The organism is Sphingomonas phoenicis, from assembly GCF_047238005.1.
Lineage (GTDB): Bacteria > Pseudomonadota > Alphaproteobacteria > Sphingomonadales > Sphingomonadaceae > Sphingomonas.
In genome coordinates this window covers 1625537-1640584 of record NZ_JBDFMC010000002.1, presented here as the reverse complement: position 1 = coordinate 1640584, position 15048 = coordinate 1625537, and the positions used below count along the sequence as shown (strand labels likewise).

Below are 15048 nucleotides of genomic sequence, written 5' to 3'. Positions count from 1 at the left end.
CCCGGAATCCGTCAAGCGGACAATGGTTAACGAAAAAGCTTGCGGGACCGTGAATGCGGGTGGCGATCCGCGGCCAACGGGCAGGGATGGGGGGCGGGCCGAGGTTCATGCCCCCAGATGTTGCGAGTGTGTCATGCAGGACTCGTCGGCGCGAAACCGGCACAGACGGCCGCGACGGGCGCGAAGCTGCGCCGGTGGAGCGGGGTGGGGCCATGTTCGCGCAGGGCGGCGAGGTGATGGCGACAGCCATAGCCCTTGTTCGAGTGCCAGTTGTAGTGCGGCCAGGTTTCGGCGTGGTCCAGCATGATCCGGTCGCGGGTGTGCTTGGCGACGATCGAGGCGGCGGCGATCGACAGGCTGTGCGCGTCGCCCGACACGATCGCGGTCGCGGCATAGGTCCAGCGGGGCAGGCGGTTGCCGTCGACCAGCACATGCCCGGGCGGGCAGCCCAGCCCCTCGCACAGGCGGTCGACCGCGAGGGTCATCGCCTTCATCGTCGCCCAGTAGATGTTCAGGCGATCGATCTCGTCGGGCTCGACGATGCCGACGCCGATCTGCGCGCAGCCGGTGAGGCGGCCGAACAGCCGCTCGCGCTCGGCGGCGGAGAGCTTCTTGGAATCGTCGATCCCGCGGGGGACGCCGCGGGCGGGCAGGATGACGGCGGCAGCGACCACCGGCCCGGCGAGCGGGCCGCGGCCGGCCTCGTCGACGCCGGCGACCGGGGCGAGGCAGAGCTTCTCGTGGCGGAGGGAGGGCATGTCAGGACCATCTCGCAGCGAAGCTTGCGGCATCCCAGCCATCGGGATCGTGCGCCGCGAGCAGGTGGTAGAAGGGTATGTCGGCAAGCATATGGCCCATCGGGCCGTGCCCGGCGCCGAGCCCCGGTGCGGCGGCGAGGGCGGCCTGGACGTAATCGATCGCGCGGCCGCAGGCGTCGCCGAGGGGCATGCCCGCGCCCAGTCCGGCGGCGATGCCGCTGGCAAGCGTGCAGCCGGTGCCATGGGTGTGGCGCGTATCGATGCGCGGATGCGTCCAGACGGTGTCGCCGGCGTCGGTGACCAGCCGATCCTCGATCGTGTCGCCGGTGGCGTGGCCACCCTTCACCAGCAGCGCGGGGCCATGGGCGCGCACCGCCGCCCCGCCGCCCAGCGCCGCGAGTTCGGGCAAGTTGGGGGTGACGAGCGTGGCGAGCTTCATCAGGCGGGCGAAGGCGGCGATGGTGGCGTCGTCGGCGAGGACGGCGCCGCCGGTGGCGATCATCACGGGGTCGAAGACGATGGGGACGAGTGCGCGCCCGCCTTCCCCGAACCACCCCGGCGCAGGCCGGGGTCCAGTTGCGAGCGGGCCGAGCGATGCGGCAGCGGCCCCCGACTGGGCCCCGGCCTGCGCCGGGGTGGCGGCTGCAGGCGAGGTGAGGCCCTCCAGCACATCCGCCACCGCGTGCGCGATGGCGGCGGAGCCGATCATGCCGATCTTGACCGCGTCGACGCCGATATCGTCGATCACCGATCGCATCTGCGCGACGACGATGTCGACGGGGACGGGGTGGACGGCCTGCACGCCCAGCGTGTTCTGCGCGGTGATTGCGGTGACCGCGGTCATGGCGTGGCCGCCCAGCATCGTCACGGTCTTGATATCGGCCTGGATACCGGCGCCGCCGCCCGAATCGGAGCCGGCGACGATCAGGATGCGGGGGATCGTCATGCCCGGACGCCCCGCGAATGTTGAGGAAGTTTCGGGATGCGAGGGGGTGTGGCCCGCGAATGTTGATAGGGTGAGAGAGGGGATGTGGGGAGGGGCCGGATCGCAGTCATCGTAGGAGGGCTATACATGATTGGCGGGTGGGTAGGACATGCTGTGCGGTCCTTTGCACCTCCGTCATCCCCGCGCAGGCGGGGATGTGGATTCACGTTTGAAGTGCACCGGTTGAGAGGTTGAGGAATGCCTCGGCGGGTGTTTGGAAGTCGAGGCATTTTCGAGGTGTGTCGTTGAGTCGGGTGGCGTAGGCGCGCAGTTGGGCGGGTGAGAGGGTGTCGAGGTTGGTTTTGCGGGGCAGCAGGCGCCGCAGGCGACCGATGGTGTTCTCGACCCCGCCCTTCTGCCAGGGGCTTCGCACATCGCAAAAGAAGGTCTGCAGTCCAAGGTGCCGCAGGCGATGGTGTTCTGCGAACTCGGTCCCATTGTCGAAGCTGATGGTCCGTCGCAACGGCTGGGGCATGTCGCGGAGCTGCCGGGCGATGCGCCGAGCGGTCATCGATGCCCTGCGATGAGGCGGTTGGTCGAGCATGGTGAAGCGGGTGGTGCGCTCGTGGAGGACGAGGATGTTGTCGCCGTAGCGCGAGAACAGCATGTAATCGGCTTCCCAATGGCCCGGCTGACGTCGGTCCTGTGCCGCGGGCGGGCGTTCGTGGATGGAGCGGCGGTGCTTGATGAAGCTGGCGGGACTGCCGCCTTGCAGGCGGTGTCGTCCGCGGCGCGACTTGGCGCGGGGCAGCAGGCGGTGCCAGTAATCCTTCTGCGCCGAGCGGTGATAGACGAAGCGGTAGATTGACTCATGACTGATGACGGTGCGACCAGCCTCGCGCGCCAGTCGGCCGGCGATCTGCTCGGGCGGACGATGCGTCAAACATGCCCCCGGCATGTTTGCGGATCGGCAGGCGATCCGACCGCATCATCCCCATCGCAAGGCTTTGCCTGACGCGGTCCCGCAGGTCCGGCTGGCGCACCAGCTTGAAGCGGCAATCCCATCGCCGCCGTCGCTGTGCCAGTTCCTGCGCCCGCACAGGCGCATAGCCGCCGGACCACATCCTGGTCATGCGACTGTTGCGCCTCACCTCTCGGCTCACCGTCGTATGGCTGCGTCCGATCGCCGCCCCGATACGACGCCACGACCATCCTGACGCCCAAAGCCGGGCGATCTCTATCCGCTCATCGAGGCTGAGCTGCCTGTATCCCTGTCCCATCGCGCCGCCACCCTATCGGTGGTGCACTTCTTTCGTGAATCCGTCGGATCCAGACGCGCGGCGCTTGGCATGAGCCCCGTCCGTCAGCGCCTCTGGATCCCCGCCTTCGCGGGGATGACGGAAGGGGGCGGGGAGGGGATGGCGGAAAGGGGGCGGGGATGACGGGAGAGCGCGGCGAATGACGGGGGTGCGGTTCCCGATCGCGTCCGCGTCAGCCTGCGAACCGGCGCTCCGTTGCGGCGGGGTGGCGTTTCAGGGTGGCGCCGGTGCGGGTGGGGCGGTCGAGGAGTTCGCCGCCGCAGTCCGGGCAGCGCTCGTCGAGATCGTCGGCGCAGTCGGCGCAGAAAGTGCATTCCAGCGAGCAGATGAAGGCGCCGCCCGCCGCCGCCGGCAGGTCGGCGCCGCAGCGCTGGCAGTCCGGGTGCATCGCCAGCATCAGGCGGCGGCCCGGATCGCGTCGCAGATGCCGGCGACGACCTGCTCGACCTCGGCGGCGTCCTCTCCCTCGGCCATCACGCGGATGACGGGTTCGGTGCCGGACGGGCGGATGAGGACGCGGCCGCGCCCCTCCAGCTGCGCCTCGGCCGCCGCGATCGCGTGCCTGACGGAGGTGGCGTCGAGCGGCTTGCCGCCGGCGAAACGGACATTGCGGAGCAGCTGGGGCAGCGGGTCGAAGCGGTGCAGCACCTGGCTGGCGGGCGCGCCGGCGCGCTTCACCTCGGCCAGGATCTGGAGCGCGGCGACCAGCCCGTCGCCGGTGGTGGCATAGTCGGACAGGATGATGTGGCCCGATTGCTCGCCGCCGACATTGTGGCCCTTCGCACGCATCGCCTCCAGCACGTGGCGGTCGCCGACCTTGGTGCGGATCAGGTCGAGCCCGTGGGTGGCGAGATGGCGCTCCAGGCCGAGGTTGGACATGACGGTGGCGACCAGTCCGCCGCCCGCCAGCCGGCCGGTGCGCGCCCAGGCGGCGGCGATCGTCGCCATCAGCTGGTCGCCGTCGACGACCTCGCCGTGCTCGTCGACGACGATCAGCCGGTCGGCATCGCCGTCGAGCGCGATGCCGATATCGGCGCCCGCGGCGACCACCGTCTCGCCCAGCGCCTGCGGCGCGGTGGAGCCGACGCCGTCGTTGATGTTGGTGCCGTCGGGCGTCACGCCGATCGCGATGATGTCGGCGCCCAGTTCCCACAGGGCGGCGGGCGCGACCTTGTACGCGGCGCCGTGCGCGCAGTCGATCACGACGCGCATGCCGTCGAGCCGCAGGTTGGGCGGGAAGGTCGACTTGGCGAAGTGGATGTAGCGGCCCTGCGCGTCGTCGATCCGCTTGGCGCGGCCGATCTGGGCGGAGGGGGCGAGGGGCACCCGGCCTTCGTCGACGCCGTCGATCAGCGCCTCGATCGCGGCTTCCGCCTCGTCGGACAATTTGTAGCCGTCGGGCCCGAACAGCTTGATGCCGTTGTCGGCGAAGGGATTGTGGCTGGCCGAGATCATGACGCCGATATCGGCGCGCATCGACTGGGTCAGCATCGCGATCGCAGGGGTGGGCAGCGGCCCCGTCATCACCACGTCCATGCCGACCGAGGTGAAGCCGGCGACCAGCGCGGATTCGAGCATGTAGCCCGACAGACGCGTGTCCTTGCCGATCACCACGCGGTGCTTGTGATCGCCGCGCAGGAAATACGCGCCGGCCGCCATGCCGACCTTCATCGCCATCGCCGCGGTCATCGCGCCCGCATTGGTGGCGCCGCGAATGCCGTCGGTGCCGAAATATTTCCTTGCCATCGCGTGCCGCTTTCCGTCCGCTGCGTGTTGGCGCGCGATAGCGCGACGATGACGAAAGGGCGAGCATGTCTCCACAATCGGGCGACGAGGCGTGAGATCATGGTGGCGCCGCGTGCCGCAGGCGACGCGTATCCTGGTGGCGCTGGCCGCGGGGCTGGCGATCGGGATGGCGATGGCGGGCTGGCGGGCCGACTGGGCGCTGGCGGCGGCATCGGTGACGCAGCCGATCGGCGCGGCGTGGCTGCACGGATTGCAGATGGTGATCGTGCCGCTGGTCACCGGACTGATCGTGACCGGGATCGCGGCGGCCGCAGAGGCGGCGCGGGCGGGGCGGATCGCGGCGCGCGCGCTGGCCAGCTTCGTGGCGATCCTGTGGACGACGACGCTGATGTCGGCGGCGCTGATGCCGGTGCTGCTGCGGCTGTTCCCGCTACCGCCCGAATGGGCGACGGCGCTCAGGCGCAGCCTGACCGCGGCGGCGCCGGCGGGCGAGGTGCCGGGGCTGGCCGCGTTCTTCGATGCGGTCGTGCCGAGCAACGTCGTCGCGGCGGCGGCGGCGGACGCGTTCCTGCCGCTGACGGTGTTCGCGCTGGTGTTCGGATTCGCGGTGGCGCAGCTGGAGCCGGCGTCGCGCGACCGGCTGACCGGACTGTTCCAGGCGCTGGTCGATGCGATGCTGGTGATCGTCGGCTGGGTATTGCGGCTGGCGCCGGTCGGCGTGTTCATGCTGGCGTACGGCGTCGGCGCGCGGACCGGCGTGGCGGCGGTGGGGGCGCTGCTCCATTATATCGTGCTGGTGTCGTCGATCGGCGTGGTGGTGCTGGCCCTCGCCTATCCGCTGGCGGCGGTGGCCGGGCGCGTCGGCCTGCTGCGCTTCGCCCGCGCGGTGGCGCCGGCGCAGGCGGTGGCGATCAGCACGCAATCGTCGCTGGCGACGCTGCCGGCGATGCTGAAGGGGTGCGAGCGGCTGGGCGTGCCGGCGACGACCGCGGGCATCGTGCTGCCGATGGCGGTGGCGGTCTTCCGCGCGACCAGCCCGGCGATGAACCTGGCAGTGGCGCTGTACGTCGCGCAACTGACCGGGACCGAGATCGGCGCCGGCGCGATGGCGGCGGGGATCGCGACGGCGGCGATCACGACGATGGGATCGGTGTCGCTGCCCGGCACGATCAGCTTCTTCGCCAGCGTGGCGCCGGTCGCGCTGGCGATGGGCGTGCCGCTGGAGGCGCTGGCGCTGCTGGTCGCGGTGGAGACGATCCCCGACCTGTTCCGCACCGTGGGCAACGCGACGATGGACGTGGCGGTGACGCGCTATGTCGCGCGGGCGGAGGGGGTGGCGACGTAGCCGATCAGCGGCGGGCGCGCGCTATCCTGCCACCCCGGCTGTCGGCGGGGTGGCAGGAGTCTTTGGGAGGCGCCCCCTACCCCTTTCGTGTCATCTCCGGATGCACGCCGGGCGCCGTCGGCTCGGCCAGTTCCCGCTCGCCCGCCAGTGCGTGGTCGGTGTCACCCAGTGTGTCGAGGTGCATCAGCCTGGCGACGAAGGGTGCCACCAGCAGCACGACGACGCCGATGCCGACCGCGAACCAGCCGATCCGGCCATAGACCTCCAGCACCTGCCCCGCGCCCGCACCCTCGCCGCCGGTCGCCTGCGCGATCAGGCCGGCCAGGAAGTTGCCCGCGGCGGTCGAGAGGAACCAGGTGCCCATCATCAGCCCGGTCATGCTGCCGACCGACAGCCGCGTCATCGACGACAGGCCGACCGGCGAGAAGCACAGCTCTCCCATCGAATGCAGCGCGTAGAGGGTGATGACGACGATCGCCGGGGTCAGCCCCTCGGCCGGGGCGCCCCAGGTGAGGACGAAGAAGCCGGCGCCGACCAGGATCAGGCCGATGCCGAACTTGAACGGTGCGCTGGGTTCCAGACCGCGGCGCGCCAGCTTGATCCACAAGGCGCCGAACAGCGGCGCCAGCGTGATGATGAAGAACGGATTGACCGATTGGAACCACGAGGCGGGGATCTGCCAGCCGAGCAGCGTCCGGTCGACCTGCTGGTCGGTATAGACGTTCAGTGACGAGCCGGTCTGTTCGAACAGCGCCCAGAACAGCGGGCACAGCGCGATCAGGAACAGGGCGGCGAAGATGCGGTGGCGATCCTCCCGCTCCAGCGTGCGAAAGCTGGTCATCAGGATATAGCCGATGGTGACGGCAGCGGCGACGATCAGCAGCGTGCCGACGACGCCCTGGTTGCCCACCAGCCACCACGACACCCCGACGCCGGCGAGCGCGCCGAGATAGATCAGCCACTCGGTCGACAGGCCGACGGCCGAGCGGGCGGACAGGGTGGCGGGCACCGGCGGCTCGCCGACGCCGTGCAGCTCGCGCCGGCCGAGCACGAACACGACGAGGCCCAGCGCCATGCCGATGCCGGCGGCGCCGAAGCCCCAGGACCAGCCCACCGTCTCGCCCAGCGCGCCGACGATCAGCGGGCCGACGAACGCGCCGGTGTTGATCCCCATGTAGAAGATCGAGAAGGCGCCGTCGCGGCGGATGTCGTCGCGCGGGTAGAGCGCGCCGACCAGCACCGAGATGTTCGCCTTCAGGAAGCCGGTGCCGACGATGATGAAGGCCAGGCCGAGGAAGAAACCCTGCAGCGCCGACCCCTGCTGGCCCTGCGGCCCCTCCAGCAACGCGATCAGCAGATGGCCGACGGTGATGAGGATGCCGCCCGCCAGCACCGCCTTGCGCGGCCCCAGATACTTGTCGGACAGGTAGCCGCCGATGATCGGAGTGATGTACACCAGCGAGGTGTAGGCGCCGTAGACGGCATAGGCGGGCTGCTCGCCGAACAGGAAATGCTTGGTCAGGTAGAAGACCAGGATGGCCCGCATGCCGTAATAGGAGAACCGCTCCCACAACTCGGCGAAGAACAGCAGGAACAGGCCGCGCGGATGGCCGAGGAACGTCTTGGCATGGGCTGGCACGCCGCCGCCGCGGACGGGCGGGCCGCCATGCTGGGTCACTGTCGCCATCGTTACGCTACTCTCCGAGAACTGGTTTCACCTGACACTAGGGTCCAAACGGTCCGGGTGTAAATATCCGAGGGGGCGGGCTAGGGGAGGGCGCATGTTCAACGACCTGTCCAGCCCCGCCTCCTTCCTCGCCACCCGCCGGTCGGGCAAGCCGCGCGACCTGGCGGCGCCGGGACCCGACGACGCCACGCTCGCCCGCATGCTGGAACTGGCGGCGCGGACGCCCGATCACGGCAAGCTGGCGCCGTGGCGCTTCGTGATCGTCGACGACCGCGACCGGCTGGCGGCGCTGATCATCGAGGCGTACCGGGCGGAGCGACCCGGCGCCTCGGCGACTGAGATCGCCGCGATGGACCAGTTCGCACGGCAGGCGCCGACGCTGGTCGTGGTGCTGTCGAGCCCGCGCGCCGGCAGCCACATCCCGCTGTTCGAGCAGGAGATGTCGGCGGGGGCGGCGTGCATGAACCTGCTCCACGCGGCAGGCGCGCTGGGCTTCGCGGGCGGCTGGCTGACCGGCTGGCCGGCGTTCAGCGATGCGGTGCGCGACGGGCTGGGCGGCGCGGCCGGCGAGCGGATCGTCGGGTTCGTCTTCATCGGCACGCCGGGCCGCCCGCTGGAGGAACGGCCGCGTCCCGATATGGACAAGATCGTTTGCAGGTGGTGAGTCGACTTTCGCCGCGGTTGCTGTATTAAGGCAGCATGACAGCCCTGAGCAACGAGGACGGCCCCGTCTATCTGCGCCTGCGCAGCGCGATCACCGCGGGCATCCTGCGCGGCGAATATCGCGCAGGGCACCAGCTCCCCTCGGTCCGCGCCTTCGCCGCGGAGCACCGCGCCAACCCGCTGACCGTGGCCAAGGCGTATCAGGGGTTCCAGGACGACGGCTATGTCGAGGTCCGGCGCGGGATCGGCATGTTCGTGCTGCCCGGAGCGGCCGAGCGGCTGCGCGCCGCGGAGCGCGAGACGTTCCGGACCGTGCACTGGCCGCGGATCGTCGAGGCGGTCGAGCTGCTGGAGCTGCGCTGGGACGAGTTGCTGGACGGCGAGCGGGTCTAGGCCGCGCGGGGGGCGGCCGTTGTTCTGCCCGGGCGTCGTTCACTGACGGGGATCCTCAATCCGGCGGATCCGGCGCCTTCCCGGCGAAGGCCGGGATCCAGTCGGAAAGGCGGCAGTGAGGTGCGTCGCGCATCGTCACGGCGGCCATCCCCGCTGGACCCCGGCCTTCGCCGGGGCGGCGCTGACGGCAATGTCGGGATGACCACGCCGGACGTACCGTCACCCGTCACACCACGCCGAGCGCCGCCACCTCCTCGACGCTGAGCGCGATCCCGAACATCAGGCTCAGCCGCATGCGATAGACGCGCGGATCGGTGATGATGCCCTCGGTCGCCTGGTCGGCGGCGACGCGGCGATAATGCGCGTCGGTCAGCGAGGCGAAGCCGTGCGGCAGGACGATGCTGGCGATGCGCAGCGTCGTGAAGCGGGTGCCGGGCGCGGTCGACGACCACAGGTTGCCGAGCGCCAGATCGGCGTCGAACACCTCGTCGGTGGTGAAGCTGTACTGCGGCTGCCATCCCTCGCCCGTGCCGCGCCCGTCGGTGGCGGCGGCGGGGCCGTGGCGCTCGAGCAGCCAGCCGTGACGCGGGTGGCGCGTCAGCCGGAAACGGGCACCGTCGGGCGCCTCCGCCTCCGCCCGGTCCTCGAGCGGCAGGACGGGGGCATAGGTGCCGCCGAAGCCGGGATCGGCCACCCACTCGCGCCCGTCGACCGCGACCAGGCTGAACGTGTGGGTCAGCGGCGGCACCGGGCCGTCGGCCGGATCGGTGCCCAGCCAGACCCGCGCCAGCAGCGGCCGGGCCCCGAAGCCGAGCGTGGCGAGCGCGTCGAGGAACAGGCGGTTCTGCTCGAAACAATAGCCGCCGCGGCGGGCGGTGACGATCTTGGCGAACACCGACGCGCCGTCGATCGCGATGCCGCGGCCGAGGATGACGTCGAGATTCTCGAACGGGATCGCCAGCCGGTGCGCGCGCTGCAGGCGCGACAGCCCCGCTGCGTCGAGGGTCGGGCGCGCGGGCAGGTCGATGCGGGCGAGATAGGCGTCGAGGTCGAACATGGCGGCGGGGTCTTAGCGGGTGCGGACGGGGGTGGCGATGGGGTTCGGGTAGTGGAAAGCCTCGTGGCTGTGCCGCGATGTCAGAACGCGTGAAGCGGTGGCCATTGCCGGGCGGTATGGATCAGGACGAGGATCCAGACGGTGTCGTCCTCGACCTCTTAGACGAGACGGTAGCTGCGATGCGGCGTAAGCTCGCGCGTGCCGGGTATCTCGCCTTCGTGACCCAGCAGGGGATAGTCCGCCAGGCCGGCGGCGGCTGCGCTGAACGGTTCATCCAGCCGGATGGCGGCCGCAGGATCGCGCGCTTCTAGATAGTTCCAGATCGCCAGTCGGTCCTGCTCGGCTTCCGGCGTCCAGCGGACCTTCACGCCTTGGCGGCGAGGCGGGCGCGGCGTTCTGCGAAGTCAGCCTCCACCGCGTCATTCGACCGGCCAACACCTTGCTGGGTGGAGGCGCGTGCCGCCGCAACCTTGCGCTGCAGAAAATCGGTATTTTCCGATCGCTCGTGCTGGCGCTGGACATATTCGCGCATCAGTTCCCGAACCACCTGCGATGCCGGGCGGTGGCTCGCTTCGGCCGCCGCGATGAATTCCGCCCGCAATTCGGCCTCCAGCTTCATCGTGAATATGGCGGCCTTGGCCATTCGGTCGTCCTTACGGTGATGACAAGGTATATACGATCGCACCGCCTGCCGGGCAATGCCGACCCGGTCGCCTCACGCCGCCAGCATCGCCGCGGGTAGGGCGTACAGCACCTCCGCCGAGGCGGTGGCGGCGGCTTCGAGGCCCAGTGCCTCGGGCACGATCTGGTCGAGGTAGAAGCGGGCGCAGGTGCGTTTCATTTGCGCGAAATCGTCCGTGCCGGTCGCCGCGCGCGACTGGCGTTCCATCAGCCAGCCGCAGGTCGCGACCGACAGCATGGTCAGGAAGGGGGAGCTGCCCGCGAGCCGGTCGTCATGGCCGGCGGCGGACAGGTGGGTGCCCACCGCCTCGCAAGCGTCGATTAGGCGACGGAGCGCGGGGTGCTCCGCCCCGGCGCGCAGGTCGGCGATCAGTGCGGCGAAGGCGGTGCCGCCCGACAGGCCCAGCTTGCGGCCGACTAGGTCGGCGGCCTGAATGCCGTTCGTCCCCTCGTAGATCGGGGTGATGCGCGCGTCGCGGAAGAAGCGGGCGGCGCCGGTCTCCTCGACATAGCCCATGCCGCCATGGACCTGGATGCCCAGGCTGGCGACCTCGTTGCCCAGGTCGGTGCCGTGCGCCTTGGCCAGCGGGGTGACCAGTTCGAGCCGGTTGCGCGCCGCGGCATCGCCCAGCGCGGCGCGATCGACCTGGCCGGCGGCGTAGTAGACCAGCGCGCGCGCGGCCTGCGTCTGCGCCTTCATGCGCAGCAGCATGCGGCGGACGTCGGGATGCTCGACGATCGGCACCGAATCGCGGCTGGCGGCGCCGGCGCGGGCGGACTGGATGCGGTCGAGCGCATAGGCGACCGCGCCTTGCGTCGCACCCTCCGCCACTTGCACGCCCTGCAGGCCGACGTTCAGGCGGGCGTTGTTCATCATCGTAAACATCGCGCGCATGCCGCCATGTTCGGGGCCGATCAGCTCGCCGATGCAGTCGCCGTGATCGCCGAACGACAGCACGCAGGTGGGCGAGGCGTGCAGGCCCATCTTGTGCTCGATCGATACCACCCGCACGTCGTTGAAGTCGCCGGGCGTGCCGTCGTCCGCCAGCCGGTATTTCGGGACGAGGAACAGCGAGATGCCGCGCGTGCCGGCCGGCGCGTCGGGGGTGCGGGCCAGCACGAGGTGGACGATGTTGGGTGCCATGTCGTGGTCGCCGAAAGAGATGAAGATCTTCGTTCCCCGGATCGACCAGCGGCCATCGCCCAGCGGCGTGGCGGTGGCGCGCAGCGCGCCGACGTCCGATCCCGCCTGCGGCTCGGTCAGGTTCATCGTGCCGGTCCATTCGCCGGTCGCGAGACGGGGGAGATAGGCGGCCTGCTGTGCGGGGCTGCCATGGTGCTGGAGCGCCTCGATCGCGCCGACGGTCAGCGTCGGGCAGAGCGCGAAGGCCATGTTGGCGGTGCCCAGCGTGTCGAGCACCGCGGTCTGGAGCGCGAAGGGCAGGCCCTGGCCGCCCCATGCCTCCGGCGCGCCGATCGTGCCCCAGCCGCCCTCGACATAGGCGCGGTACGCGTCTGCATAGCCGTCCGGCATGTGCACGCCGTCCTCGCTCCAGCGGGCGCCGACCGTGTCGCCGATGCGCGCCAGCGGAGCCCACTCGCCGGCGGCGAACTGGCCGGCCCCCTCCAGCACCGCATCGACCACGTCGTCGCTCGCTGCCGCGAAGCGATCGGTGGCAGCCAGATCGGGCAGGCCGACGACGTGATCGAGGACGAAGCGCTGCTCGGCGACGGGCGGTGTGAAAGGCACGGTTCTCTCCGGATTTTCCGCTGGTATAGCGCCGGAATGATGGCCGCTCCAAACCCCGTCGTCCGACGCTACGGCATGGCCGCGATCGATGCGGCGGCGGCGGTGATTCGCGGCGGCGGCATCGTCGCGGTGCCGACCGAGACGGTGTACGGCCTCGCCGCCGATGCGGGCGATGCGGCGGCGGTCGCGCATATCTATGCGGCGAAGGGGCGGCCCGGCTTCAACCCGCTGATCGTGCATGTCGCCGATCTGGATGCGGCCGAAGCGCTGGCGGTGTTCGACGACGGGGCGCGGGCGCTGGCGGCGGCGTTCTGGCCGGGTCCGCTGACGCTGGTGCTGCCGCTGCGGCCGGGCGCGCCGGTGGCGTCGCTGGTCACCGCGGGGCTCGACACGATCGCGATCCGGGTGCCGGCGGGCCGGGCGATGCGCGCGCTGATCGCGGCGAGCGGACGGGCGCTGGCGGCGCCGTCGGCCAATCGCAGCAACGGGTTGAGCCCGACGCGCGCGGCGCATGTCGTCGCCAGCCTGGGCGATGCGGTGGGACTGGTGATCGACGACGGCGCCTGTGCGGCCGGGGTGGAGTCGACGATCGTCATGGGGCGGCGCGTGCTGCGGCCGGGCCCGGTGACGGCGGCGATGATCGCCAGCGTGGTCGGCGCGGCCGATCCGGTCGTCGACGAGGGGGCCATCGTCGCGCCGGGGCAACTGGCGACCCATTATGCGCCGGGCAAGCCGCTCCGGCTGGATGCGACCGAGGCCACGGCGGACGAGTGGCTGATCGGCTTCGGTGCGGTCGCGGGCGACGACACACTGTCGGCGAGCGGCGACCTGACCGAGGCGGCGGCACGGTTGTTCGATACACTCCACCACGCCGACGCGAGCGGGCGGCCGCGGATCGCGGTGGCACCGGTGCCGGAGGAGGGGATCGGCGCGGCGATCAACGACCGGCTGCGCCGCGCAGCGACGCGGTAGGGTTTTTTGCCGCCGCCTTGCGGCTGTTTATCAGGCGAAAGTACCGAGGCTGTTGGCAGCAAACGCTTGGATGACGGAGGCGTTCGGCAGAGGGTTCGCGGATCTCGGGGTGGGGCGGGTGGCACGGTGCTGCGGTACGCCGCACCCGCCACCCGCCCGTTCACGCCGCCACGGATTTCGCCCGCGCCGCGAAGCTCTTGCGCAGCTTCTGGAGCTTGGGGGGGATCACCGCCATGCAATAGGGGTTCGAGCGGCCCGAGGTTTCCCAATAGTCCTGATGATACCCTTCCGCCGGGTACCAGTTGTCGGCCTGCTCGATCGTGGTCACGATCGGCTTGTCGAGCGTCTGTTGCGCGCGGGCGATCGCCTGGTTCGCCTGCTCCTCCTGCATCACGGTCGCGGGGAAGATGGCGGAGCGGTACTGGGTGCCGACATCGTTGCCCTGCCGGTTCAGCTGGGTGGGATCGTGGGTGGCGAAGAAGATGTCGAGGATGTCGCCCAGCGACACCTGCTCGGGATCGAAGCCGACGCGGATCGCCTCCGCATGGCCGGTCGTGCCGTCGCATACCTCGCGATAGGTGGGGTCGGTGGTGTGGCCGCCGATATAGCCGCTCTCGACGCTCTCAACGCCGATCACGTCCTTGAACACCGCCTCGGTGCACCAGAAACAGCCGCCGGCCAGCGTGACATGGTCCGTCATTCGTCGATCTCCTTTGCCCAGATGTAGGAAGCGGTTAGGGCGTCCGCAAAGGGAGACGGCGATATGGCGGTGATGGTGACGGGCGGCGCGGGCTATATCGGCAGCCATGCGGTGCTGGCGCTGCTCGATGCCGGGCACGAGGTGGTCGTGGTCGACAATCTGGTGACCGGGTTCGAGTGGGCGGTGGACGGGCGCGCGACGCTGGTCGAGTGCGACGTCGCCGACGACGGCAGGGTGCGCGCGGCGATCCGCGGCCACCATGTCGATGCGATCATGCACTTCGCCGGATCGGTGGTGGTGCCCGAATCGGTCAGCGACCCCCTGAAATATTACCGCAACAACACCGCCGCCTCGCGCGCGCTGATCGAGAGCGCGGTGACGGAGGGGGTGAGGCACTTCATCTTCTCGTCGACCGCCGCGACATACGGCACGCCCGAGAAGGTGCCGGTGGCCGAGGGCGATGCGACCGTGCCGATCAACCCGTACGGCATGTCGAAGCTGATGACCGAGGCGATGCTGCGCGACGTGGCGGCGGCGCATCCGATGAACTATGCGGCGCTCCGCTATTTCAACGTCGCCGGCGCCGATCCGCAAGGACGCTCGGGCCAGTCGACGGCGGGCGCGACGCACCTGATCAAGGTGGCGGTCGAGGCGGCGACGGGGCGGCGCGGCCATGTGTCGGTGTTCGGTACCGATTTCCCCACCCGCGACGGCACCGGCGTGCGCGACTATATCCACGTGTCGGATCTGGCGGCGGCGCATGTCGCCGCGCTCGACCTGCTGCGCGCCGAGCCGGCGCGCAGCCACACGCTGAACGCCGGCTATGGCCGCGGCTTCTCGGTCAGCGAGGTGCTCGATGCGGTCGACCGGGTGACCAACCGGACGATCGAGCGCCGGCTGGAGGGTCGCCGCGCGGGCGACCCGGCCGAACTGGTGGCGGACAATGCCGCGATCCTGGCGGCGCTGCCGTGGCGGCCGGCACGCGACGATCTGGAGACGATCGTGCGCGACGCACTGGCATGGGAGCGGTCGCTGGCCGAGCGGGAGTAGGG

General features: G+C 70.5%; 15 protein-coding genes and 1 pseudogene. 5 read left to right on the top strand and 11 right to left on the bottom strand.

The window, feature by feature from the left end:
• Positions 1–131: 131 nt before the first annotated feature.
• The 5 genes and pseudogenes from rnhB to glmM form a co-directional block, all read right to left on the bottom strand.
• Positions 132–758, bottom strand: coding sequence for a ribonuclease HII (rnhB, locus tag ABC319_RS09095; RefSeq protein WP_413069911.1), 627 nt, complete (start codon positions 756–758; stop codon positions 132–134).
• Position 759: 1 nt separating this feature from the next.
• Positions 760–1704, bottom strand: coding sequence for a bifunctional hydroxymethylpyrimidine kinase/phosphomethylpyrimidine kinase (thiD, locus tag ABC319_RS09090; RefSeq protein WP_413069910.1), 945 nt, complete (start codon positions 1702–1704; stop codon positions 760–762).
• 202 nt (positions 1705–1906) lie between these two features.
• Positions 1907–2963, bottom strand: a pseudogene (locus ABC319_RS09085) (IS30 family transposase).
• Positions 2964–3174: 211 nt separating this feature from the next.
• Positions 3175–3399 carry a DUF1272 domain-containing protein gene (locus ABC319_RS09075; RefSeq protein ID WP_413069909.1) on the bottom strand — a complete coding sequence of 75 codons (225 nt, stop codon included), beginning with the start codon at positions 3397–3399 and terminating at the stop codon, positions 3175–3177.
• Positions 3399–4748, bottom strand: coding sequence for a phosphoglucosamine mutase (gene glmM, locus ABC319_RS09070; RefSeq protein WP_413069908.1), 1350 nt, complete (start codon positions 4746–4748; stop codon positions 3399–3401). The genes ABC319_RS09075 and glmM overlap by 1 nt, the downstream gene beginning before the upstream one ends.
• A gap of 91 nt (positions 4749–4839) precedes the next feature.
• On the opposite strand from glmM, the gene ABC319_RS09065 reads away from it, so the two are divergent.
• Positions 4840–6093, top strand: coding sequence for a dicarboxylate/amino acid:cation symporter (locus ABC319_RS09065; RefSeq protein WP_413069907.1), 1254 nt, complete (start codon positions 4840–4842; stop codon positions 6091–6093).
• Positions 6094–6169: 76 nt separating this feature from the next.
• On the opposite strand, the gene ABC319_RS09060 is transcribed toward ABC319_RS09065, so the two are convergent.
• A complete protein-coding gene (locus ABC319_RS09060; protein WP_413069906.1) occupies positions 6170–7780 on the bottom strand; it encodes a peptide MFS transporter in 1611 nt (536 codons plus the stop codon).
• A 94-nt stretch (positions 7781–7874) separates the two neighbouring features.
• On the opposite strand from ABC319_RS09060, the gene ABC319_RS09055 reads away from it, so the two are divergent.
• Together ABC319_RS09055 and ABC319_RS09050 are read left to right on the top strand one after the other, a co-directional pair.
• Positions 7875–8444 (top strand): nitroreductase family protein, encoded by a 570-nt coding sequence (locus tag ABC319_RS09055; protein ID WP_413069905.1) that lies wholly within the window; start codon positions 7875–7877, stop codon positions 8442–8444.
• Between the two features lie 35 nt (positions 8445–8479).
• A complete protein-coding gene (locus ABC319_RS09050; protein ID WP_413069904.1) occupies positions 8480–8836 on the top strand; it encodes a GntR family transcriptional regulator in 357 nt (118 codons plus the stop codon).
• A gap of 226 nt (positions 8837–9062) precedes the next feature.
• Here ABC319_RS09050 and ABC319_RS09045 read toward each other — a convergent pair whose 3' ends face one another.
• The 4 genes from ABC319_RS09045 to ABC319_RS09030 form a co-directional block, all read right to left on the bottom strand.
• Positions 9063–9893: an arylamine N-acetyltransferase family protein gene (locus tag ABC319_RS09045; protein WP_413069903.1), complete on the bottom strand. Its 831-nt coding sequence runs from the start codon at positions 9891–9893 to the stop codon at positions 9063–9065.
• 158 nt (positions 9894–10051) lie between these two features.
• Entirely contained in the window at positions 10052–10261 is a 210-nt protein-coding gene (locus ABC319_RS09040; protein ID WP_413069902.1) for a type II toxin-antitoxin system RelE/ParE family toxin, read from the bottom strand.
• Positions 10258–10536 (bottom strand): antitoxin of toxin-antitoxin stability system, encoded by a 279-nt coding sequence (locus tag ABC319_RS09035; protein ID WP_413069901.1) that lies wholly within the window; start codon positions 10534–10536, stop codon positions 10258–10260. Before ABC319_RS09035 ends, ABC319_RS09040 begins: the two co-directional genes overlap by 4 nt.
• 72 nt (positions 10537–10608) lie before the next feature.
• On the bottom strand, positions 10609–12324 hold the full coding sequence (locus ABC319_RS09030) for an acyl-CoA dehydrogenase family protein (RefSeq protein ID WP_413069900.1): 1716 nt from the start codon (positions 12322–12324) through the stop codon (positions 10609–10611).
• 36 nt (positions 12325–12360) lie between these two features.
• On the opposite strand from ABC319_RS09030, the gene ABC319_RS09025 reads away from it, so the two are divergent.
• On the top strand, positions 12361–13296 hold the full coding sequence (locus tag ABC319_RS09025) for an L-threonylcarbamoyladenylate synthase (protein ID WP_413069899.1): 936 nt from the start codon (positions 12361–12363) through the stop codon (positions 13294–13296).
• 160 nt (positions 13297–13456) lie between these two features.
• Here ABC319_RS09025 and msrA read toward each other — a convergent pair whose 3' ends face one another.
• The gene (gene msrA, locus ABC319_RS09020) at positions 13457–13996 is read right to left on the bottom strand and encodes a peptide-methionine (S)-S-oxide reductase MsrA (RefSeq protein WP_413069898.1); all 540 of its coding nucleotides are present in this window, start codon (positions 13994–13996) and stop codon (positions 13457–13459) included.
• A gap of 72 nt (positions 13997–14068) precedes the next feature.
• Between msrA and galE the strand changes: the two genes are divergently transcribed.
• Positions 14069–15046 carry a UDP-glucose 4-epimerase GalE gene (gene galE, locus ABC319_RS09015; protein WP_413071664.1) on the top strand — a complete coding sequence of 326 codons (978 nt, stop codon included), beginning with the start codon at positions 14069–14071 and terminating at the stop codon, positions 15044–15046.
• Positions 15047–15048: the final 2 nt, after the last annotated feature.